At 26.5% G+C, this 24,153-nt stretch carries 15 protein-coding genes, 2 pseudogenes and 2 other annotated features; of the genes and pseudogenes, 13 read left to right on the top strand and 4 right to left on the bottom strand.

Annotated features, from left to right (window positions below; translation table 4 throughout):
- Positions 1–35 precede the first annotated feature (35 nt).
- Both HF996_RS03160 and HF996_RS03155 read right to left on the bottom strand, forming a co-directional pair.
- Entirely contained in the window at positions 36–371 is a 336-nt protein-coding gene (locus HF996_RS03160) for a hypothetical protein (RefSeq protein WP_168910597.1), read from the bottom strand.
- A 408-nt stretch (positions 372–779) separates the two neighbouring features.
- Positions 780–2,243, bottom strand: a complete 1,464-nt coding sequence (locus HF996_RS03155; RefSeq protein ID WP_168910596.1) for an adhesin — start codon at positions 2,241–2,243, stop codon at positions 780–782.
- Positions 2,244–2,626: 383 nt separating this feature from the next.
- Here HF996_RS03155 and HF996_RS03150 point away from each other — a divergent pair.
- Positions 2,627–4,043, top strand: a pseudogene (locus HF996_RS03150) (IS3 family transposase).
- Positions 3,111–3,194: a sequence feature (ribosomal frameshift element), on the top strand. (Overlaps the previous pseudogene by 84 nt.)
- A 53-nt stretch (positions 4,044–4,096) precedes the next feature.
- On the opposite strand, the gene HF996_RS03145 reads toward HF996_RS03150, so the two are convergent.
- Entirely contained in the window at positions 4,097–4,270 is a 174-nt protein-coding gene (locus HF996_RS03145) for a DeoR family transcriptional regulator (protein ID WP_168910595.1), read from the bottom strand.
- 1,231 nt (positions 4,271–5,501) lie between these two features.
- Between HF996_RS03145 and HF996_RS03140 the strand changes: the two genes are divergently transcribed.
- The 7 genes from HF996_RS03140 to HF996_RS03110 are packed head-to-tail and all read left to right on the top strand — an operon-like array spanning position 5,502 to position 14,889.
- Positions 5,502–5,957 (top strand): hypothetical protein, encoded by a 456-nt coding sequence (locus tag HF996_RS03140; RefSeq protein WP_168910594.1) that lies wholly within the window; start codon positions 5,502–5,504, stop codon positions 5,955–5,957.
- A 30-nt stretch (positions 5,958–5,987) separates the two neighbouring features.
- Positions 5,988–8,408: a hypothetical protein gene (locus HF996_RS03135; protein WP_168910593.1), complete on the top strand. Its 2,421-nt coding sequence runs from the start codon at positions 5,988–5,990 to the stop codon at positions 8,406–8,408.
- Positions 8,408–8,914, top strand: a complete 507-nt coding sequence (locus HF996_RS03130; RefSeq protein ID WP_168910592.1) for a hypothetical protein — start codon at positions 8,408–8,410, stop codon at positions 8,912–8,914. The genes HF996_RS03135 and HF996_RS03130 overlap by 1 nt, the downstream gene beginning before the upstream one ends.
- A 2-nt stretch (positions 8,915–8,916) precedes the next feature.
- Positions 8,917–12,000, top strand: a complete 3,084-nt coding sequence (locus tag HF996_RS03125; RefSeq protein ID WP_168910591.1) for an ABC transporter permease subunit — start codon at positions 8,917–8,919, stop codon at positions 11,998–12,000.
- Position 12,001: 1 nt separating this feature from the next.
- Positions 12,002–12,961 (top strand): sugar ABC transporter permease, encoded by a 960-nt coding sequence (locus HF996_RS03120; protein WP_168910590.1) that lies wholly within the window; start codon positions 12,002–12,004, stop codon positions 12,959–12,961.
- Between the two features lie 3 nt (positions 12,962–12,964).
- Positions 12,965–14,209, top strand: a complete 1,245-nt coding sequence (locus HF996_RS03115; protein WP_168910589.1) for an ABC transporter ATP-binding protein — start codon at positions 12,965–12,967, stop codon at positions 14,207–14,209.
- Positions 14,209–14,889, top strand: coding sequence for a hypothetical protein (locus HF996_RS03110; RefSeq protein ID WP_168910588.1), 681 nt, complete (start codon positions 14,209–14,211; stop codon positions 14,887–14,889). Before HF996_RS03115 ends, HF996_RS03110 begins: the two co-directional genes overlap by 1 nt.
- A 71-nt stretch (positions 14,890–14,960) precedes the next feature.
- On the opposite strand, the pseudogene HF996_RS03105 reads toward HF996_RS03110, so the two are convergent.
- Positions 14,961–16,376 (bottom strand): annotated as a pseudogene (locus tag HF996_RS03105) (IS3 family transposase).
- Positions 15,806–15,889, bottom strand: a sequence feature (ribosomal frameshift element). Its footprint overlaps the pseudogene before it by 84 nt.
- A 102-nt stretch (positions 16,377–16,478) precedes the next feature.
- Here HF996_RS03105 and HF996_RS03100 point away from each other — a divergent pair.
- From HF996_RS03100 to pgmB, 5 genes are all read left to right on the top strand, one after another.
- A complete protein-coding gene (locus HF996_RS03100) occupies positions 16,479–17,189 on the top strand; it encodes a GntR family transcriptional regulator (protein ID WP_168910587.1) in 711 nt (236 codons plus the stop codon).
- A gap of 122 nt (positions 17,190–17,311) precedes the next feature.
- Positions 17,312–19,330, top strand: coding sequence for an alpha-amylase family glycosyl hydrolase (locus tag HF996_RS03095; RefSeq protein WP_168910586.1), 2,019 nt, complete (start codon positions 17,312–17,314; stop codon positions 19,328–19,330).
- The gene (locus tag HF996_RS03090) at positions 19,317–20,972 is read left to right on the top strand and encodes an alpha-amylase family glycosyl hydrolase (RefSeq protein WP_168910585.1); all 1,656 of its coding nucleotides are present in this window, start codon (positions 19,317–19,319) and stop codon (positions 20,970–20,972) included. The genes HF996_RS03095 and HF996_RS03090 overlap by 14 nt, the downstream gene beginning before the upstream one ends.
- Before the next feature lie 2 nt (positions 20,973–20,974).
- A complete protein-coding gene (locus tag HF996_RS03085) occupies positions 20,975–23,356 on the top strand; it encodes a glycoside hydrolase family 65 protein (protein WP_168910584.1) in 2,382 nt (793 codons plus the stop codon).
- Positions 23,349–24,014, top strand: coding sequence for a beta-phosphoglucomutase (gene pgmB / locus HF996_RS03080; protein ID WP_168910583.1), 666 nt, complete (start codon positions 23,349–23,351; stop codon positions 24,012–24,014). Before HF996_RS03085 ends, pgmB begins: the two co-directional genes overlap by 8 nt.
- Positions 24,015–24,153: the final 139 nt, after the last annotated feature.

Here is a 24,153-nt window from a genome sequence, read left to right as displayed (position 1 = left end):
TTTGCTCTGTTTTGTTTGTAATATTTTTAATGAGATTATTTTTTATACTCAATAACTTTGTAATTATCTTTTGTATCATATCACATTGTTGGATACATAAAAGCAAAGTCAATTTCTGCATCACCAGCAGCAGTTTTAAATTTAATTATTCTTTCATTACCTTTCCCTTTCTTAGCTTCAACTTTTCCTTGACCTTCTTGTACATATGGTAAAACTACTACTCCAACAAATGAAAGTATTTCTCCATGTTTTGGTCTTTGATCGTATGGTATTTGTTCAGAATGAAGATTAAACCACATTGCATTTTGATGGTAATCAAAGTCAGTTACATAATTTAAAGGTTCACCTCTTTTGTTTCCAAAAAAGTACAATTGCCCTTGGTTATTAACAAAAACAGCATAAACAGCTCCTGGGAATGAAGTTTGTAGTAAATAATTATCTGCTATGTTGTAATTTACAGTAAATATTTGATATATTCAAAGACCTAGATACTAAAAAGTGTTGTTTTTTATTAAAGTTGTAGTAGCAGAATACTTAAATTCAGATATTCAAAGTCAAAAATATCAAATAAAAAATAACTCTGTAGTAAAGATAAACAACATTCCAACTAAAATAATGCAGAATTCGTAAAAGAGATTAATTTTAATAAAATATATCTTGCTTCATTCGTAAATTCAGAACCAATATATAAAATCAGTTTCGATTATAAGTAAAAATAAAATTCTTATAAAATACAAAAACAGAGCAAATTTGCTCTGTTTTTGTATTTTAGAAATTAATTAAATTCAATTATTAAATCCTATTTTGATAGGTTGATATATAGGTTTTGATTTAACAAAGTTTGTTAAATACATTACCCGAAAGTCTATAGTATTGAAATTATCAAATCCAGAAGCAGCATTTATTCTAACTCTTCCTTTACTATTTCCTGGATTTAGTTGATAACTTGCTGTGTTTTGGTCTTGACCTAAATATGGAATTACAACAACTCCTACAAAAGATAAAATCTCTCCATATTTTGGTCTTTGATTGTATGGAATTTGTTCAGAAGTTAAATAAAAAGTCATTGAATTATTTGTATAGTCAAAATCATTTACATAAGAAAGTGGTTGTCCATCTTTACCTCCAAAGAAGTAAAGATCTCCTTTTTGGTTAACAAAGGACGCATAAGCAACTTCAGGAAATATAGTTTGAATCCGTGAATTACTATCTCTGTGATACTTAACTTCTACAGTATTATTGTCTTTATTATATTTTAACTCTTCAATACCAAATTTTGTATTATTAGATTGGTCAGTGTCAATATTATTACTAAGACCTAAGACATTAGTATCTTGTTTTAATTGTGAAGGTGCTTGAGATACTAATTGATTATTGGCTGTACCAAATCATCAATTGGTAGATTCAATTATAAAAGGTGTTTGAAATGTGTTTATAAATTTCGGAGAATTTTTTGCATATAATACCGGTTTACTTTTTATTGTAAAAGTATCAAAATTAGCCGAAATTATTTTAGATAAAAGTTTATCTTTGTCTGATGCATTAATACTTATTCCTTTTGATACTTGAATATTTACAGTTTTATAGTCTGGATTATTTGAATTTGCGATCTGACTTATATAAGTATTTAATCTTCTTTTTTCTGGACCTTTTTGATTTCCTTGATAATTAGATGTTTCATTTCTTTGATAATGTTGACCTTGTTTTAGCTTAGTAAATCCACTAAATTCATATTTATACTTAAAACTAATTTGAGAATTAGAATCTAAATTATTGGTATAGTTTGGAATATCCTGTGCGTTTTCTTTAGAAATTGTTTGATTACTATCAACTCTATTAAATTCCTGTGAATTTGAAATATATGTTAATTTTCTAAAATTTAAAATAGAATCTTTTGCTCTCATTTGAAACAAAATGCTATTAGCTGTTCTAGGACCATTGTCATATAACTCGTATCTTGCTCATTGTCCTCCACCAGGATTGTTATCAAATGGAACATTTTGAATTAATTTATTTGGATCATAAATTTCAAGTGAATACATAAATCTTCCATCACCATTAAATCTACCGTATGATTTCTCTAACACAAATCTATCCGGTGAATCTATAAATAGTGGGTCACTATTTTGAGCAGACGTACTCTGTGCGTTAGCGTAAGTGTGAATATCATCAGAAGTTAGGCTTCCTACGCTTTTTGCAGACGTACGATCGAGATCTTCGTAAGGGAATAGAAAAAAACTCAATTAAAAGTTATTTAATTGAGTCATTAAAGTGTTGTATATAAATAAATATTTTTATATTATTATTATTATTATGTTTTATAAATTTAAATTATAAATTAATGATACTAAAATGATACTAAAATTTATTATTAATTCCTATAGTGATAAATATCTAAAAATCCTTCATTTTTAAAGCAAAAATTATCATTTTTTGAAAATTTTAAAATAAAAATTTCAAAAATATGATACCAATATGATACCAATATGATACCAATATGATACTAAAATGATACCAAAATGATACTAATCAATACTGTTAAAAATATTTAATAAATTTGTTAATAAAATAGCATTACTACTGAGCGGATCCCCTTTTCTTAGGAAAATAGAAAAGGGGATTTTTTATGAAATATTCATTAGAATTTAAATTAGAATGTGTAAAAAAATACAAAAAAGGAATTGAAATTAAAAAGCCCGATTTTGTTAATACAAGTCAGAAAAATTTTTTAAATCAAGTAATTTTTGAGAAAAAATTTATGACAAATTAGGAGTTGAAGGACTTAAGAAAAACCACGAAATAAAAAGTGAACTATAGATCAAAGATTAAACATAGTTAAAAGATTTTTAGCTGGTGAACCAATTGTTAAAATTTCACTTGAAAATAATCTTAATCCAAGTCAAATATCTTTTTGAAAGAAAAATATTTAGAATCGGGAATTAGTGGTTTACAATTAAACAAAGGAAGACAAATAATGAAATCTAAGATTAATAATAATAAATCTACAAAAATATCAAACAATTCCGATAGTCAAGATCAATCAAATTCTTCATTATCTGTATATGAAGAACTGAAACTTCTTAGAAAAGAAAATAAACTTTTAAAAAGGAAAATGAAGTACTAAAAAAGTGAAAAGCCTTGGTAGAGATCTTTGACTCAAATCAACCAAGGCAAGAAAAATAAAAAATTTATAATAAAGTAAAAGCTGACAAAAACCTTCAGCTTAACTCAAGTATTAAAAGAGTTTTCTATTCCTATATCTACTTTTTATTATGAACTCAAAAAAGAAGATTTTGACAAGAAAAATGAAGAAATTATAAGCCAAATGAAGCTTATTTTTGATGAAAATAAAGCAAGATATGGAAAAAGAAGAATAGAAGCTGAACTTAATAATAGAGGCTATAAAATTGGACTTAAAAAGTTCGCAGATTAATGGAAAAATTCGATCTCAAAGCAATTTGTCCTAGAAGAAAATACAAATCTTACAAAGGAACTGTTGGCAAAATTGCAGACAATATTTTAAATAGAAATTTTGTCGCAACTCAACCAAATCAAAAATGAACTACAGATGTAACTGAATTTAGCGGTTCATTTGGAAAAGCATATTTATCACCAATTTTAGATATGTTTAATGGTGAAGTTATTGCTTGAGATTTGTCTACAAGCGCTAACATCCAACAAATTAGGAAAATGCTTCAAAAAGCTTTTTCCAAACACAAAAATCTTGAAGGTTTAATTTTTCACAGTGATCAAGGTTGACAGTATCAACATAGACAATTTTCAGAAAAATTAAAACAAAAGGAATAATTCAGTCCATGTCTCGAAAAGGAAATTGTTTAGATAATAGCGTTATTGAATCGTTTTTGGAACATTAAAAAGAGAATGTTTTTATGGTCACTGAAAAAGAATTTTTAACTTTTAAACAACTTCACAAAGCAATTGCAAATTATATTTATTATTACAATCACAAACGAATTAAAGACAAAATAAAATGAATGTCTCCCATTAAATTTAGAGAAACATTCATTTCAAATTATAATTAATTAAAACACTTAAAAATTTTAGAAGAAAAGGGTACCACCTCACTACTACTGTGTTATTCTTCTAATATTTCTCAATAACCAGCTCTAGCTGTACCTATACGTTTTATTTTTCCAGCTTTTTTCAATTCATTTATATCTCTATTTAAGGTCACTCTTGGTATTTGGGTTATATTACTTAATGTGCTTAAGCTTATTGTGTGATTATTTTTAAAGTCTAATAAAATCATTAATCATCGTTTGCTTTTTTCATAAATATATAAAAATTTGTTATATAATGTGTATGTAAACAGATAAGGTCTGGCGCGTGGCGTAAGTGTAATGTAAGTGCACCCGCTTATCTGGGCTCCTTCATTTTGAAGGAGTTTTTTAGTTATTAACAAACAAAAGTAATCAAAATAAAATAAAAATTTTTTTCATAAATATAAAAAAATGTTATAATATTAATGTAAACAGATAAGGTCAGGTACGTTTGTATAAGTGTAATGTAAGTGCACCCGCTTATCTGGGCTCCTTCATTTCGAAGGAGTTTTTTTATTATTAACAAACAAAAGTAATGAAAAATAAAATAAAAATTTTTTGATAAATATAAAAAATGTGTTAAAATAAAAACGTAAACAGATAAGGTCAGGTACGTGTGTTTAAGTGTACATATTAGTACACCCGCTTATCTGGGCTCCTTCATTTCGAAGGAGTTTTTTTATTCTTTATTAATAGTATTTTTTATTTGCATTAATAAAAATTTGTTATATAATATTATCAGATGACAGATAAGTGCTGAATCCTTCGTGGTTTAAGTGTAATGTAAGTACTCCCCCTTATCTGGGCTCCTTCATTTTGAAGGAGTTTTTTTATTTATAGATAGTAACACTACATATAATAATTGTCTTTTGTCAATTTCCTATAAATAATAATTTTATGTAATATATTTTTTTTATATTATCGAATTGAATTTTGGATTTAACTATGTTTTAAATGAATGTGTTTTGATAAAATTTAAAAATAAAATATATGATTATTAATATGAAATTTCATTTTTTATTTGCATATTTTCAATTTTAATATATAATTATTATAGATTTACAGGTAAGTCTGATTCCTATAGGATTTAATCGTAATGTAAGTACGACCTCTTATCTGGGCTCCTTCGTTTTGAAGGAGTTTTTTTATTTTTACTTATATAAATCACTTAGAATTTAAAAAGTTTTTAAATAAAACTACTTTACCAATAATTATTAAAAATTAATATTAGCTTTTTTTTATTTCTTTTTTGTTCTTAAAAATTTTTTTGTTGTTTTTAATAGATTATTTTCCACGGATAATTTTTTAATTCAATAATTTTAAAAATATAATTAATTATTTGTATCTTTACTTTCTTCGCTTGATATATCAAGAATAAAATTAAATGCTTTAATTTGAAGCTAAGTTAGATGATTTAAAGTTTATAATTTAATTAGGATTATGAAACATAAAAAAGAGATTTATTTTCCAAAGATATCACTTAAAGACAAATTGCGCTGATTATTTTTGGGAAAACTTCCTTTAGAAAGAAAGTATAAACCGAAAATTGTTGAATATCTATTTATGCTATTTTCTAGCATAATAATATTTATTTGTGAATTAATTTTATTAATAGCTATTATCAACATTTTAAACACTAAAAGCGAAAATTCCTTTTGGGTTTCTTTTATTACAAAAATAAAAGAATTTAATTTTAGAATCATAATAACTATTTTAATTATCACTTATGTTGTAGAGATATTTTTATCTTTGCATATTTTTTACATACTTTCAAAAACAGAATTTAATAAATGAACGGGTATAATAGCTGCTATTTCTGCACTGCTATTTCTAAGTCCAATTTCATTTATTTTTACAATTATGGCATATCAAAAAAATGATCTTGCTTTTGAATAGATAATCCAAAAATATAAAAAGGAATCTAATATGAAAAAGAATAAATTTTTATTATTTAGTCCCGTAATTTTAACTGGTACCACATTAGCTACTTTAATATCTTGTGGTCAAACCGATATAAAAGATAGTAAAGACATTTACATCGCAGTAGACGGTGTGCAACAAGATTTTTATAACAAAGCAATTGAATTATTCAATCAAACTGACTCATACAAAGAAGGATTTAGAATTAAAACAATTGCCAAAGACGTTTGATCAGCTTTAGATTTTTCAGTCCAAGGTATTAATGATAATGCAGTTCCAGATATTTTTTATACTCCGCAAGATAGATTAACTGATTTTGTACAAAAAAACGCAGTAGCAGATTTGGGTAAATTCGATCCAAACCTTTTTGACGATATTGCAAAAGAAGTACAACTAACTGAAACAGAAAAAAATGATGCAAAAAAATTCGGAGAAGTAAGTGGAGTTTCCCAAGATGGACTTAAAACACTTTCACAATTAGTAGGAATTAGACACAACAAAGAAGGAATTATTATAGCTTCAAATAAATCAGAACTTGAAACCCGAAATGTGTTTAAAAATCCTTCAAGTGATACACTAAAAGAACTAGTTGAATCAGGTGAAATTGTTTTAAGATTACAAGATCTATGATACGGTAACGGAATTTTTTATGGTGGAATGAAAGCTTATTGAGATTCATTATCTGAAGAAGAAAAAGCAAGCTATCCTAAAAACTTTGGTGAGGCTTTAGCTTCAAAAAGCATATACGCTGATCCAGCCGTTCCAAATAAACACTCATCTGGATTTATAAAAGGTGATAAATATCATCCAATTTATAAAAAAGGTTTAGAAGCTGTAGTTGATGTGCTTTGACCTGTTATTAATGCAGCTTATTTTATGACAGATGAAGAATATAGTCAAACTCCTTGAGGTCAAAAAGATATTTCACGAACTGATTTACAAGGTTTATATACAAAAGATATGGGAAATGTGCAATCAAGAATTTTCGAATTAATGGCAGCAAATAAATTATCTTATGCCATAATCGGTACTTGAGATGTTCAGGTTGCACAAAGAACTGCTAATGCTAAATCATTTTTTAATGTTATAAAAGTAAACGAAGATACTGAATACAAACAAGCTCCTGGTGCTTGATCTTTCATGATTAATGCAAGAAATAATGGAGCTCCTGAAGCTAGAAGAAAAGCAATTAGTCAATTTATTAAAAACATTTTTGAAGTAGAACCTTACTATAATTACTTTAAACAAGATTCTAAAGTTCCATATTCTCAAAGCAGACAAGAAGCAATTAATACAAAAATTTCTGAAGATAACAAAGCTAAAACTAAAGAAATTTCCGATCTTGCAACAGAACTTGGATATACAGATGTAAAAGACTTAAAAGCATCTACTGATTTATTACTACAACCAGTAATTAACTTCAGAAATGAAGCAATTTTCTGAAATTCTTGATCATCAGATGAAGACAAAGCTAATCCTTTAGGTGAACAAAATATAATTAAAAAAGAAAAAATGAGTCTTTCTGATGTCAAAAAAATTAACATCGTACAAGATTCAGATTATGCAACATTAAATTCTTCACTTGAAGATGCAATTCCACTAAGAAACGCAGTAGCTGCTATTTTAGGTCTAACAAACGATTGAGATTCTTCATTACAAGGAAACCAACAAACATGACAAATTGGAGATTCTCTTCTAAAAGAAGGTGAATTTGATAGACTAGCAGCATCTAATGATATAGTTCAAGATGCAACTAACAAAACTTTCCACATTAGAAAAGTAGAAAAAATGATTTTCGGAGCAAATGGTGATAACAAAACTACTGATGTTGCTCAATTAATTGCTAAAATTTCTGAAGCAATTACAAATAATACTTTAGATAATTTAATTTCTGATGTAGTTACTAAAGCAAAAACATTTGCTAAATCATCTAAAACACCAGCTACTGACGATGTAGTTGAAAAAGCAGCTATGTTATACTTTAATAACTACGTAAATGCAGCTAAAACATCAAAGGTAATTGAGAATGCACTTTCTAATTACAATATACCTAAAAAAGACAAAACTCCTTCAAATTACAAGGTAAATGATGTAATTTCCAAATTAGAAGAGTATGACAAACTTCTTAGTTTTGACAAAATTTTAGCAGTTATGTCATCTACAAAATCTATTGCAGAAAATGGTTTAGGGTCTTTAAATACACAGACTAACCGTTTTGATTCTTCTAATCCACAATTTGCAGGTGTTTGAGGAAAATGAAACGATTTAATTTTAGGTAATATTGAGTGATACAAAACTCTTAAAGCTAATAATGTTAAAACACGTGCTCAATTTTTAACAGCTTTAGAAGATAAGTTTTCTACAACTTTTGCAGACTTTGCAAACACTATACAACAAGGTACAACAGTACTTAAATTAGAAGTATAATGTATCCAAAATACAAAACACATATTTTAAAAAAGCAATTTTATGCATTAGTGCTTTTGCTTGCTTTGTTAACTGCTTCGTTGTTGATTTGGGTTTTAATTCCTTTTGGTTTAGGTATTAAACAAACCGAGCAAACTAAACTTCTAAGCCCTGAAAAAATTTCACAACTTGGATCGCAGTTAGCTACAAAAACTTTAATTTCTTATTTAGCAAATAATTTAGTCATCATTTTCTTTTTAGTTTACTTGTTATTCTTGCGACATAAATTAAGAGCTGGCTATGTTTTCTTTATTTGCTGAATTATAGTTTTTATTACTTTAATTGCTTTACCTTTTTATCAAGGTAGCAATTACTATTCTGACGTTCAGCTAATTACAGGAATTTTTATTTCTCTTATTTCTGGTTCTATTGTTATTGCTCTTATTGTATTTTTAGTCCAATATTATATTCAAAGACAATTTCATTATTATAAATGATATAAAATCCACAAAGGAAAAAGTAGATAAATATGGAAAAATTAAAGCTCTATAACTGATATGGAAAAGCTTTTGATACTATCTTACCCGAGACATCAAATAATCTAAAAGCCTATAAAAAACAAGTCAATAATCTTTTTAGTAGACAAGAAATTAACATTAAATCACAACAAGCCCGTGACAAAGATTTATTTTTAAGAGCAAGACAAAAATTAAGAGATAATTTAAAAAGAAGGCTGGCTACTCATAAAATTGCTTATAAGAGCAAAATTGCTGTTTTAAAAGATACAATTAAAAAATTATCTTTTGTTGATTCAACAATTTCTCTTCTTAATTTTGAAATTAAAAAACTAAAAGCTAATTTAAAAGATTCAAAAACTTATACCAAAGATTTTGTTGCTTCTTTAGCAAAGTCAGCTGATGATTTAGAAACAAAATTAAACAACATAAGTAATTTAAAAGTTAGCACTAAAGAAGAAGAAATTCAAATTTTTAAAAAATTTACAATTTATAACATAATCAAAATTTATTTACAAAAATGTCAAGATACAAATTTTGAAATTGATAAAATAGAAAATTTTTTGTTAGATAATGAAATTTTATTAGTAAAAAAACTTGGGAAAAATTCTTCTAATTTTTTCAAAAATATCTACGAAAAGATAGAAAAACAAAGACTCTTTTTATTAAAGCAAAAAGAAAAAAATCAAAATAAATACTTAAAAACACATAAACTAGAATACAAACTTTATAAACAAGAAAAACATAATATTATTCTTGAAACTGAACAAAAGATTCTTGACTTAGAATATAAGTTCAAAAGTAAAATTAGTGAGCAAAATGCTATAAATAAGAAGAAAAAAGAAGAATCTTTATTAAAAGTTGAAGAACAAAAAAACTTGATTTTGCAACAAGAAAAACATAATCAAGAAGTAATTGATCAAAAATTAAAAACAGCCAAGCAAAAAATTGAAGCTATTAAAGACAAATACAGCAAATTAAAACCCTATTTTAAGCAAAGAGCTTTAATACAACTTTATAAAGATTTATCCAGTTTTTTACATAAACAAAACTTAGATGTTCCTTTACTTGATTATTCTTTTAATGATCTAAGTTTTGAACAACTTAAGAAGAAAAATGAAGAAATTTTAAAAGAACTTACTTCATTTTTAAAGCAAACTAGTTCTATTGAAAATAATAAAACTAAATTAATTTATCATTTTGCTTTTAAAGTATTTTTATCTAAAATAAATATATTAAGAAATGAATTTGAATTTAGTTTATTATTAAAATCTCAGTATAAAAAATTATTAGCAGAAGTAAAATCTAGCTATACATATGAAGGAAATTTCCTTTTTGAAGAAGCAAAAGCTTTAAAAGAAAGATTTTTAGATTATCGCCTTTCACGACTCAAATTTAGAGCAGAAAAAATACTAGCTAAAGTTGATTATCAACTTTTAGTAGAAAACAAACAAATTGCTAAAGAAAAAGAATTTATTAAAACTTCTTTAAAACAAATTAGTTTAACTTTTAAAGAAAATAAAAAGCAATTACAAAGCAAATTAAAGCAAAAAGAAATTTCAAAACCTGCTTATAAACATAAAATTTATGAATATAAAATAGACAAAAAAGAAGCTATTAGTGAACTAAAGCTCCAGTCTCAATCACTTGCTTCTAAAGAAACTTTAAAGACTTTATTTTGAAGAGAATTTTCTGAAACTAAAGTAAATAAAAAGCTATATGAAAGCAAGATTACTGAAGCACAAAAAAGCATTCCAATCGAAACTTTTAAAAACTTTAGATGACTAGCGCTTATTATGTCAATCATCTTCCCTGGACTAGCTGAAATTACTTTATTTAAGCAATATGTAAAAGGGATTTTGATGTCAATATTCTCTATTTTTTCTTGAGCATTGATTATTCCTTTTTCTTTTGGTGCTTATTGACAAAAAATGGGTGGTATTCCTGGATTTAGCGATTTAGGTGCTCATAAATTTGATTCAGCAAGAGGAATTTTCCCTGATGCTAGATTATACCTTTTCGGTGGTGTAATTTCAGTTTTACTTCTTGTTTTTGTTATTATCTATTTTATTGCTGCATCGATAAGTGCTTGACGGGTTGCCAAATATTTAGAATTTGGTTGCCGTCCAAGTAAATGAACTCACACTAAAAGATGATTAAATACAAGCGGATTTCCTTGAGTAATTTCTATTTTAGGTTGAGTGCTTATGTTATTTATTGTAGCAACTCCGATTATTACTTCAATTTTAATTTCCTTTACTAACTACGGATTTGGACACGAAGCTCCTTCAAAAACTGTTGATTGAGTAGGTCTGAAAATGTGAGGTTATTGATGAACATTCAGAGACAATAATATGTTCTTATCTTTAAGTCGTGTACTTAGTTGAACAGCGATTTGAACTGTTTTTTCAACCTTTTTACCTATCTCATTTGGTATTATCATTGCAGTGCTAACAAATTCAAGTAGAATTAAATTTAAAAAGGTTTTTAGACTAATTTATATCCTTCCATGAGCTATTCCAGCCTTTGTTACTTTATCCTTTTTAAAAACAGCATTTAAAGAAGGAGATGAAGGATATATAAACAAAATAATGTTAGCTTTAGGCTTGATTTCTGAAGCTAAAAACTGATTATCTGAAGTAGGTAGTGCTCGAGTATTAGTAATTGTTGTTCAAACCTGAATAGCTTATGCTTGAATTTTTATGCTAGTTACTGGTAATTTACAATCAATACCAAAAAATATTTATGAAGCTGGATCAGTTGATGGAGCAAAATCAAGACAACTATTTTGACACATCACGCTTCCGTCACTGCTTTTATCCATAGCTCCGATGTTGATAGGTCAGTTTGTAGGTGCATTTAATAACTTTACTACAATTTCTATCTTTACAGGTGGTGGCCCAAACTTTAAAGAGGCAACCGTTTTTGGTGAAGCTTCTACAGATATTATTATTTCTTGAGTTTATAAACTAACAACAGGTAGTGTTCAAATTGAAGGATCTCAAGCCTTTGCAGCTGCTCTTACAACACTAGCTGCTATCTTCTCAATTGCAGTAGGTGCTAGAGGATTTATTAAATCTATGTCAAGGAGGGACTAATATGTTCGATAAACTATTAAGAAAAAGGTTTTATAAACACAGTTTTGATTCGATTAAAGTAGACAAAAAAAGACTTGAGCCTAAAAGATTAAAACTAAATTCTTCTGATGCCAAAGATCCTACTGTGGCTGAAATTATTTGATTGTTCTTTAACTACATCATTTTAATTTTTTGAGCAATCATAATTTTATTTCCAATTGTTTCTTTAGTTTTGGCAGCGTTTAACGTTCAAAATCCAAGGATTGTAGCAATTACGCCATTTCAATTTGGTTTAGATAATTTTAATTATTTATTTACAAGTTCAAGATCATTGTTTGGTCGTTGATATTTAAATACAATTATTATCGCAGGTCTTACAATGCTCATTTCTACCATAGCAGTAGCATTAAATGGTTATGCTTATTCAAGGTTTAAATTTGCGGGTTCAAAACATTCGTTAACTATTATAATGATGCTTCAATTAATACCAGCAACTACTGCTTTAATTTCTTTATATATGTTGGTTAAAATGGGTGAAAATATAGGAATTCCTTCTATTTTTATGTTAGTTTTTATTTACTCAGGAGGATCGATTGCTGGTAATACATTTATGTTAAAATCATATTTAGATACAGTTTCTTCTGAACTAGATGATTCTGGAAAAGTAGATGGTTGTTCTAATTGAGGATTGTTTTTTAAAATATTAGTTCCTGTTATTAGACCAGCTCTAATTATGGTAGCCTTATGATCATTTTTAACTCCGTTTACCGATGTTATTTTGCCTAAATTTGTATTACAAAGAAATGATGAAAAAACTTTAGCAGTTGGTTTAGATACATTTTTAAATGCCGATCCAAAACAAGTTAATGCTGGAGCTTATGCAGCAGGTTCTTTACTTGCTTCACTTCCTGCGTTTTGTTTATTTATGTACTTACAAAAATACATAGTTGGTGGTTTAAGTGAAGGAGCTGTAAAAGGATAAAATATGTTAAAAAAATTGTTTAAAAATAAAAATAATGCTTCAAAAATGAAGGAAAATGCTGATTTTATTTCAGATGATGATCAACTATTAGAAACAGGATTTGAAACCATTGATATAGACAAAATGGTTTCTGAAATAGGTCAAGTATATAGCTCAACAAGAGGTGCAGATATTAAGTTGGTTAACATTTCTAAAAAATACGAAGGTAATGAAAATTACACTTTAGAAAATATTAATTTAGAAATAAAGCCAGGAACATTTTGTATCTTTCTAGGACCTTCTGGTTGTGGTAAAACTACTTTATTAAGAATGATTGCTGGACTTAATTCCATAACAAAAGGTGATCTGTTATTTAATAACAAAAGATATAATAATTTGCTTCCTAATGAAAGAAATATTGCAATGGTTTTTCAATCTTATGCTTTATATCCTCATATGAATGTCTACAATAATATAACTTTTGGTTTAAAAATAGCAAATGAAAGAAAAGACATTATTGATAGAACTGTAAAAGATGTTGCCAAGATATTAAAAATTCATAAATATTTATACAGAAAACCAAAAGATCTTTCAGGTGGTCAAAGGCAAAGAGTAGCAATAGGAAGAGCAATAGCTAGAAAACCGCTTGTGTTTTTAATGGACGAACCACTTTCAAACTTAGATGCTAAATTAAGAGAAAACATGCGTAGAGAAATAGTAAATATTCACCGTATGTTAAATACTACAAGTATTTATGTTACTCACGATCAATTAGAAGCTATGACTATGGGTGACCAAATTGTAGTTTTCAATGATGGTAAAATTCAACAAACTGGAAAAGGAAAAGATTTATACTTTAAACCAGCTAATATTTTTGTTGCTAAATTTATAGGTTCACCAACAATGAATACTTTTGATGCTCAGCTAAAAGGTAAAAAATTAGTAAATTCTCTTGAAGATGTTCAAATAACAATTGAAGATGATTTAGCTTCAAAAATAAAGGAAAATCAAGAACTTGTTGTTGGTTTTAGAAGTGAAGATTTAAAACTCCATACAAGTCAAGTAGCAAATTCAGTAGCTGGTAAAATTTCAAACATAGAATTAATAGGTAAAGATCAGTTAATTGCAGTAAGTATTAATTCAGAAATAGAATTTATAGTAAATGTGCCAAATGATCAGGATTTTGAACTTTATCAAGAAGTTTATGTGGAATTTGTGTTATCCAGAATTCATATTTTTGACAAAATTACAGAAAATAGATTAAACTAATGAATAATAAATTTTTCTTTGATTCAAAATATAATTACTTAGCAAGAAAAATACTTTTAGCACTAATTTCAATTGTATTTTTAATTATTATAATCCTTCAATTTTCTATGTTTTCTACCTTTTCTAACAGAATAACTATAGAGTATGACTGAATAGTAAGTAGCAAAATAGAAAACATACCTTTTCAACCAGTAGATAAAATTTTACAAAGTTCTACTTCTTACCAACTAAAAGATATTTTTTACTCTCTTAATTCTTTAACAATAATTTTTAGCTTTATTATATTAGCTTTACTTATTTATATTCAAATTAGACTTTATAAACAAGTTAGCAATGGAGATAAGTTATTTATTTACTTATTTGTATTAATTCCTGTTGTATTTGTATTTTTGTTTGCAATTAATTCTTTACAACCTGATAAAGTTTTTAGATTAGTGAACTTTGAAGATCCAGATACAGGTGAATTAAAACTCATTCAACAACCAATTGAAGATAAAATAAATTATACAAGATGCTGAATTTCAATGATATTTGCTTTTATTTGTATTATCTTAATTATTATCACTAAAAAGAAATTGGGCTTCATAAATAAAGACAAAATTCTTCAAAAATCATTAATTAATACTCAAGAACTAAAAGAAAAAATTCGTAATATTTTAAAATCTGAATCACAAAATTAAAACTAAAATAAAAAACAAGAATTTAATTTTGAGGTGGTACCCTTTTCTTCTAAAATTTTTAAGTGTTTTAATTAATTATAATTTGAAATGAATGTTTCTCTAAATTTAATGGGAGACATTCATTTTATTTTGTCTTTAATTCGTTTGTGATTGTAATAATAAATATAATTTGCAATTGCTTTGTGAAGTTGTTTAAAAGTTAAAAATTCTTTTTCAGTGACCATAAAAACATTCTCTTTTTAATGTTCCAAAAACGATTCAATAACGCTATTATCTAAACAATTTCCTTTTCGAGACATGGACTGAATTATTCCTTTTTGTTTTAATTTTTCTGAAAATTGTCTATGTTGATACTGTCAACCTTGATCACTGTGAAAAATTAAACCTTCAAGATTTTTGTGTTTGGAAAAAGCTTTTGAAGCATTTTCCTAATTTGTTGGATGTTAGCGCTTGTAGACAAATCTCAAGCAATAACTTCACCATTAAACATATCTAAAATTGGTGATAAATATGCTTTTCCAAATGAACCGCTAAATTCAGTTACATCTGTAGTTCATTTTTGATTTGGTTGAGTTGCGACAAAATTTCTATTTAAAATATTGTCTGCAATTTTGCCAACAGTTCCTTTGTAAGATTTGTATTTTCTTCTAGGACAAATTGCTTTGAGATCGAATTTTTCCATTAATCTGCGAACTTTTTAAGTCCAATTTTATAGCCTCTATTATTAAGTTCAGCTTTTATTCTTCTTTTTCCATATCTTGCTTTATTTTCATCAAAAATAAGCTTCATTTGGCTTATAATTTCTTCATTTTTCTTGTCAAAATCTTCTTTTTGAGTTCATAATAAAAAGTAGATATAGGAATAAAACTCTTTTAATACTTGAGTTAAGCGAAGGTTTTTGTCAGCTTTTACTTTATTATAAATTTTTTTATTTTTCTTGCCTTGGTTGATTTGAGTCAAAGATCTCTACCAAGGCTTTTCACTTTTTAGTACTTCATTTTCCTTTTTAAAAGTTTATTTTCTTTTCTAAGAAGTTTCAGTTCTTCATATACAGATAATGAAGAATTTGATTGATCTTGACTATCGGAATTGCTTGATATTTTTGTAGATTTATTATTATTAATCTTAGATTTCATTATTTGTCTTCCTTTGTTTAATTGTAAACCACTAATTCCCGATTCTAAATATTTTTTCTTTCAAAAAGATATTTGACTTGGATTAAGATTATTTTCAAGTGAAATTTTAACAATTGGTTCACCAGCTAAAAATCTTTTAACTATGTTTAATCTTTGATCTATAGTTCACTTTTTATTTCGTGGTTTTTTCTTAAGTCCTTCAACTCCTAATTTGTCATAAATTTTTTCTCAAAAAATTACTTGATTTAAAAAATTTTTCTGACTTGTATTAACAAAATCGGGCTTTTTAATTTCAATTCCTTTTTTGTATTTTTTTACACATTCTAATTTAAATTCTAATGAATATTTCATAAAAAATCCCCTTTTCTATTTTCCTAAGAAAAGGGGATCCGCTCACAAGATTTATAAATGTTATTTTAAAAAACTTTTTTTGTTGTTAAAATATTTATTAATATGAATGAAAATAATTATGTTAGAGAATTTTTAAGTGCACAAGAAAACAAAAAGGAAACATCCACTACCAAAACAAATTTAGTAATAGATTATTTACTTTCTGTAATAAATTCTAAAAGAGGTAGACTAAATAGACCACTACCTTCAGAACATGCTTTAATGGACAAATTTCAGTGCTCTAGAACTGTTGTTATTAGAGTTTATCAAAGATTATTTTCAATAGGTGCTATATATGCTGTTCCTAAAAGAGGTTATTTTATAGCAGAAAACTTTCACAATTTTATTAAGCCTATTTCTTTTTTGCTTCACGCTGATAAGATAGAAGGTGAAGAAAAATATAAAGAAATTCCAGACTGATTTGAAGGTAAAAACATCAAATTTATTAATGGTTACAAATATATTGAAAAAAAGTTCTACAAAAATGAAGAACATATTATTGATGCTGAAATTTACATTACAGCAAATGATATTTTAAAAGATGAAATTTTAGATTTTTCTAGACCGCTTGTAGCTATATTAAATGATAAGAACCAAGTTAAGAATATGGTCTATGAATTAAAGTATGAAAAAGTAGAAAAATTTGGTCAAAATCAATTGTTAGTAATTTACTTTTGAGGCTATGATAAAATTGGAATTTGTATAGCTGGTAAGTACTATGTAAAACCAGAACATTTCATTTTTTATCATCAAGAATTTTCAATACATTATTAATTTTAAAAAGAATAATTTGTCTTCATTTTTGAAGCAAAAATTAAAAAAATTTGCTAAATTTTGATACATCAAGAACACAGAAAAATTCCTACATCTAAATATCTTTTAACTATAATTTTGCTGTGAAAAATAAAACATTTTTTGATGATTTAGATCAAAAATTTTCTTATAAAAAATCTGATTTAGGTGTTAAGTTTTTAAAAGATAAAATTCAATTAAAACTATGACAACCTATAGCAAAAAAAGTAGAAGTTTTAGTCTTTGATAAAACTAATTTTTCTTCTCAAGTCGCAACTTTTAAAGCAGTTAAAAAAGGCAGCATTTGATTCACTTTTATTCCTTTACAGTTTGAATGTTTTTATTATCAATACAAAATTTTTCACAATAATAATAAAACAACTTTTGCCCTTGATCCTTATGCAATTTCTTTAGCCCCTTTTAATTGACAAGAAGATGAAAATAAAGTTGGACTTGGAGCTCTTATTAATAAAAAATCAGCTCAAACAGGTCAAAAACCTAAAAAATTAGTTTATAAAAATAACAATCATGTAGATGTTAATATTTACGAACTTCACATTAGAGATTTTACTAGTTTAAAAAATCAAAATGAATTTCTTAGCAAGCTTGGAACTTTCGATGCAGCAATAGAAGCTAATTTATTTTCATATGTTAAAAAATTAGGTTTTAGCCACATCCAACTTCTACCAATTGCTTCTGCTTTTAGCGTTAATGATCTAGAACAAAAAATGATTTATAAATCACAGGCTTCAAAATGAAGCACAAATTATAACTGAGGATATGATCCACATAATTATTTTTCTATTAATGGAATCTATTCTTCAAATCCAAAAGATCCTTATGCAAGAATTAAAGAGTTTAAAAAATTTGTCTCAGAAGCTCATAAAAACAACATCGGAATTATCTTAGATGTTGTTTATAACCACTTAATGACAAATAATATTTTAAATAACATAATTGATGGATATTACTTCAGAAATGAAGCCAAAATTAAGCCCGTTAAGTATCCTCCACTTGCTGATCAAAGACTTATGACAAAGAAACTAATTTTAGATTCTTTGAAATATTTTGTTCAAGAATTCAATGTTGATGGATTTAGATTTGATCTTTCGTGTTTTATGCACAAAGAAACTATTAATGAAATTGTAACTGAGTTAAGAAAGTTAAATCCCAATTTAGTCTTCCACGGAGAAGCGTGACCTTTTACAGATTTAGAATTTCAAAATTCTTACATCAAGGGAACAAATTCAAATAATTTAGCTTTTGCTTATTTTAATGACACAATTAGAGATTCAATCAAAGGCAGTGAGCATTCAACAATAAATTCAGGTCTAATTATCAAGCAAAATGAAGATCTTTTTGTCAAATTTGTTAGCTCAATAGTGGGAAATATCAAAGATTTTAATTTTAAAAATATAACTCATTCTAAAGATGATTATTTTTTATTTGCTGAAGATATTTCGATGGTTTTAAATTATGCAGCTTGTCATGATGGTTTTACTTTGTGAGATAAAATAAATGTGAGTGCAAAAGCGAATTTACCTTTAAAAAGAAGGATAGAGATATATAGGCAAGCTTTAATGATGAGTGTTTTTAGCCAAGGTAGGCACTTAATGTTAGCTGGAACTGAATTACTTCAATCTAAGCCTTGTGATAATTCAGGTGAAGAGCCAGAAAAATGTGTTTATTCAACTTATGATGATTTTAATGAACAACCAGATAATAGCGCTTATCATCCCAATTCTTATAAAACTTCTGACTATACAAATGGTTTAAAATGAACTCACCTAAAAAATGAGTTAGTTAAACAAAATGTCTTCAATTTTGTATCTAAATTAAACAAATACAGAGCAAAAACAAGATTTTTCAGACTAGCAACCAATAAAGAAATCAAAGATAATATTAAGTTTTTAGAAGTAGATAAACAAAAAGCAATAATTGCTTACCAAATAAAACAAAATAATGAAGTAGTAGAAGTAATCCACAACTTTTCTGAAGCAAGCCATTTTTATAAATTGCTAAATAAGGATAAAGTACTTTTTTCTTCAAGAATCAAGCAAAAAGAAGGAATTTTAGAAGGTCAATCATCAATTTTAATAAAGAGAAATTATGAAAACAATTAAATTAGAAGATAAAATTATCTATCAAATTTTTCCAAGATCATTTTATGATTCAAACAATGACGGAAATGGTGATTTAAAGGGAATTACTTTAAAGCTTCCGTATTTAAAAAAATTAGGAATAAATGCAATTTGACTTTGTCCAATTTATAAAACAGAGTTTGTAGATGCAGGTTATGATGTTTTAGACTATAAATCAGTTTGAAAAAATTTTGGTACACTAAAAGACTTTAAAGAATTATCAAGCAAGGCTAAAAAACTTGGAATTGATATCATTATGGATATTGTTTTAAATCATGTTTCAAATCAACACAAATGGTTTAAAAAAGCTTGTGAATCTGAAGATAACATAGAACATAACTACTTTATTTGAAGAAAAACATTAAGTGATGAAGAAAAAAAGGCAAAAAGTATTTTTGGTGGTTCAGCTTGAGAATATGTTCCAAGTGTAAAAAAATATTATTTTCACTTATTTTCCAAAGAACAAGTTGATTTAAATTGAAGTCATCCTAATACTATAAAAGCAATGGTTGATGTTATTGATTTTTGATACAAATTAGGTGTAAAAGGTTTTAGATTAGATGCTATTAAACACGTATCAAAAACCTTTGAAAATGTAGAAAAAAATCCTTATTTTGCTTGAAATCCAAAGGCAGTTGAGTATCTTAAAACTTTTAATAAATTAGCTTTTTCTAACAAGCCAGATGCTTATACATTAGGTGAATCATCAGGGATAACAGCTGATGAAATTTTATACTATGGCGCAGGAGAAAATAAGGTTTCAGAAAACTATTTTAATTTTTCCTGATGATGAATTGGTTGAGGTAGACAAACAGGTAGAAACGGCTACGATGCTAATTGAGATTATAAAAATTTTGTTTTCCAACAACAGCCTTTTCAACACAATGAAAAAATTAAGTCTTATATGTTTACTAATTTTTTATCTAATCACGATACTTCCAGAAGCGTTTCTCGTTGAGGTGATGAAAATATTTTTAGACAAGAATCAGCTAAAACACATGCTTTAATGCTTTTTATTTTAAAAGGAATTCCTTGCATTTACTACGGTGAAGAAATAGGTTTATTAAACACTCATTTCGACAAAAGAAACCAGTTTAGAGATGTAGATATTTATAATGGATTTACAACTTTAGTTGATGAACAAAAAATTTATAGCGAAAATGAATTTTTTAAATATATGAATATAAATTCACGTGATGCAGGAAGATCTTTAATGCAATGAGATAGCTCTAAAAATGCTGGATTTTCGCAAGCAAAGAACCTTTGATTAAAAACTGGAAGATATTCTGAAGAAATTAACGTTAAAAAAGCTTTAAAAGAAAAAGATAGTATTTTTTACTTTTATCAACAGTTAATTAAAATGAGAAAGAAAGAATTTAGAGATATCTTAATCAAAGGGACTTCTAAATTTGAAGTTTTACCAAGTGGATTAATTTTGATAAAAAGATGCTTTGAAAATGAAGAATTAATTGCTTATTTGAACCTTACTTCATCACAAATTGAAGAAAATATTGAACAAGGACAAACAATACTTAGTTCTTATAAAGATAACAAAATAGTAAAAAATATTTTCAGACCATATGAGTCAATTTTAATAAAAAATAGCTTTAAAAATAAAGGATAATTATGTCTTATTTAAAATATGATTTAAAGAAAAAATCAATTTCTCAAATCAAATTCAACAAATCAGTAACTGCTAAAACAGAGTCTATTTTTACTTTAGCTAATGGACACATGGGAATAAGAAGTGCTGATGAAGAAAGAATGTCATATAACAAAGAAGGATTCTATGTAAATGGGATTTTTAACCAAGATACTAAAGAAGATGTTCCAGAATTAGTAAATCTTGCTGATTTAATGACAACTCCAATCATAATTAATTCCAATGAATTTGAAGTTAAAGCAAGAGATAAGTACAAAAAAACTCTTTGAATTAGAGACGGTGTTTTAGAAAGAAACGTAGAAATAAAAAGAGATTGAGGGAAATTTTTAATACATTTTGAACGATTTGTTTCTAGAGATGATAGATATGTTTATGGACAAAAAATTCAAATAAAAGTTGAACAAACTCCTGATGATCAAGAAGTAGAAATTGTTTTAAAACCAGCTATAAATGCACAAGTAACCAATACAGGAACACAACACTTTGGAGAAGGTCATAAAACAAGACCAACTTCAGAATCATTGCAAATGGAACAAAAAACAACTTTTTCAAATCGTTGAGTCATTCACAATTTAATTTCAAAAGTTTATCTAAATGGAAAACAAATCAAAGGTGGAACAGACGATTATATAGTAGAAATTCAACGCCGTTATTTAGGTTTTAAAATAAAGCTAAAAGTAAAACCAGGTGATGTTATTGTTTTAGAAAAATTAATGTCTGTTCATAGTTCTGTAGATCACAAACATAATATTTTAAAAAAAGAAGAAGTAAAACAAAGAGCTAATGAAAAACATGAACAACTTCTTAAAACAAGTTATGACGCACTAAAACAAGCTTCAATAGAAAAAATGCATTCAAGAGTTTGAAATCAATTTTTTGTTCAAATTGAAGGAAAAGATGAACAAAGTAAATACGATTTACTAGCTTTAGATTTTGGTATTTTTCACTTAAATGGTTTTGTTCCTAGACATTCTACAAATATGAATGTTGGAGCAAAAGGTCTTTCTGGTGAAGGATATCAAGGACACACTTACTGAGACACAGAATTTTTTATTAATCCTATTTATCTTTTTAATGAACCTAAAATAGTAAAAAATCTTCTTACTTATAGATATAAAGGGATAAAAGGAGCAAGAAATAAAGCAAAAGAAATAAAAGAAAGAGAACAAGAAAGCAACTTAGAAGGGGCACAATTTCCTTGAGAAATGGCTTGACCAACTGATGGAGAAGTATGTCCATATTGAGGTCAAGTTGATGTAGTTAGTGGACAACAAGTTCCAATCGCTTCCAGAAGACAAGAAATTCACGTTTCAGCTGATATTGCTTATGCTGTAAATCAGTATTACCAAATCACAAAAGATGAAGACTTTATGGATAAAATGGGTTATGAAATGATCATAGATACAGCTATTTTTTATTCAAATCGTGCTGAATTACAAACAGATGGTTCTTTTGCAATCTTAGATGTTATGGGACCAAATGAGTACAAAGGTAACATTGATAACAATGCTTATATTAATATGCTCGCAAAACAAAATATAGATCTTGCACTAAAATATATTAATTTTTTAAAGAAAAATAAAGTAAAAATTTGGGAAAAAATCAAGAAAAAAATTCCTTATCAAATTAATGAAAAAAAATTAAAATTAGTTTCTAAAAACTTAATTCAACAACTTCCAAATAAAGATCTAATTATTGCTGAAAATGATCAATTTTTAAAACTAAACAAACTCGATGTTAGACCATTCCAAATGCTTGGTGACGCAGGAAAAAAATTATTTAGTACAAAAGAAGGACATAGACTTTTATCTTCTCAATTAGTAAAACAAGCTGATGTTGTTTTGTTGTTAAATCTACTTCCACACCTTTATAATGAAGAAATAAGAAGAAAAAATTTTAATTATTATGAAGAAATAACCACCCATGATTCTTCACTTTCGCCAGCTACTTATGCAATAGAAGCTGCCAGATTAAAAATGATTGATAAAGCTTATAAAATTTTTAAATACGGAATTAATATAGATCTAGGTCCAAAAATGCACACTTCAAATGCAGGAATTCACGCAGGGTCTTTAGCTGCAATTTACCAAATGATAGTTTTTGGTTTTGGAGGACTAGATTGACATAATGACAAACTTTATTTAGATCCTATTTTACCTTCTGCTTGAGATAAATTAGTTTATAGATTTTTATATCAAAATTCATTATTTGAAGTAAGTATCAATAAAGAGAAATTTTCAATAAAAAATATTTCTGAGAAGGAATTTGAAGGTTTTATGTATATTCATAATCAACCCGTTTCTATAACAAAAGAAGAGAAAATTTTTGAGGTTAAATATGATTAAAGGTTTTATTTTTGATTTAGATGGAGTAATCACTGACACTGCGGAATTACATTTTATTGCATGGCAAAAAATTGTTAAGCAATTAGGTATTGATTATACAAAAGAAGATAATGAAAAATTAAAGGGATTACCAAGAATTGATACACTAAAAGCTATTATCAATCTTAAAAAATCAGATTTAAAACTTTCTGATGAAGAAATGTTAAAAATTTGTGAACAAAAAAATGAACTTTATAAACAATTATTAGACACCGAAATTACTAAAGATTCTTTGTTGGACAATATTTTTAGCTTCATTTCTAAAGCAAAACAAGCAAACTTAAAACTTGCAATAGCTTCTAGTAGTTACAATGCTCCTACTATTTTAAAAAAATTAGAAATTATTGATTTTTTTGATTTTATAGTAAATCCTGCGAATGTAAAACAAGGAAAACCAGCAGGTGATATTTTTACTCAAGCAGCTAAAGGTTTAGGTTTAGATGTTTCAGAGTGTATTGGTTTTGAAGATGCACCAGCTGGAGTATTAGCAATAAAAAATGCAAATATGAAGGCTGTTGCAATTACAATAGAAGATAATGAAGTATTTTCAAAAGCTGATTTGGTAGTTTCTTCTACAAGTGAATTAGATTTTGATAATATAATTTCCAAGTTTTCTTAATAAGGTAAAAGTTTAAAATTTAAATTTTTTAAAATATAAAAAAATTTGCTTCATTTTTGAAGCAAATTTTATTTTTTTAACAATATTTTTGTACAAAAATCCTATACTAAAATTAATAACATTAAAAATAAACTCATTT

Source organism: Mycoplasma sp. 1654_15 (assembly GCF_012516495.1).
Taxonomy (GTDB): Bacteria; Bacillota_I; Bacilli_A; order Mycoplasmatales; family Metamycoplasmataceae; genus Mesomycoplasma.
The sequence above is the reverse complement of the archived record's forward strand: the minus strand, read 5'-3'. Positions and strand labels throughout refer to the sequence as shown.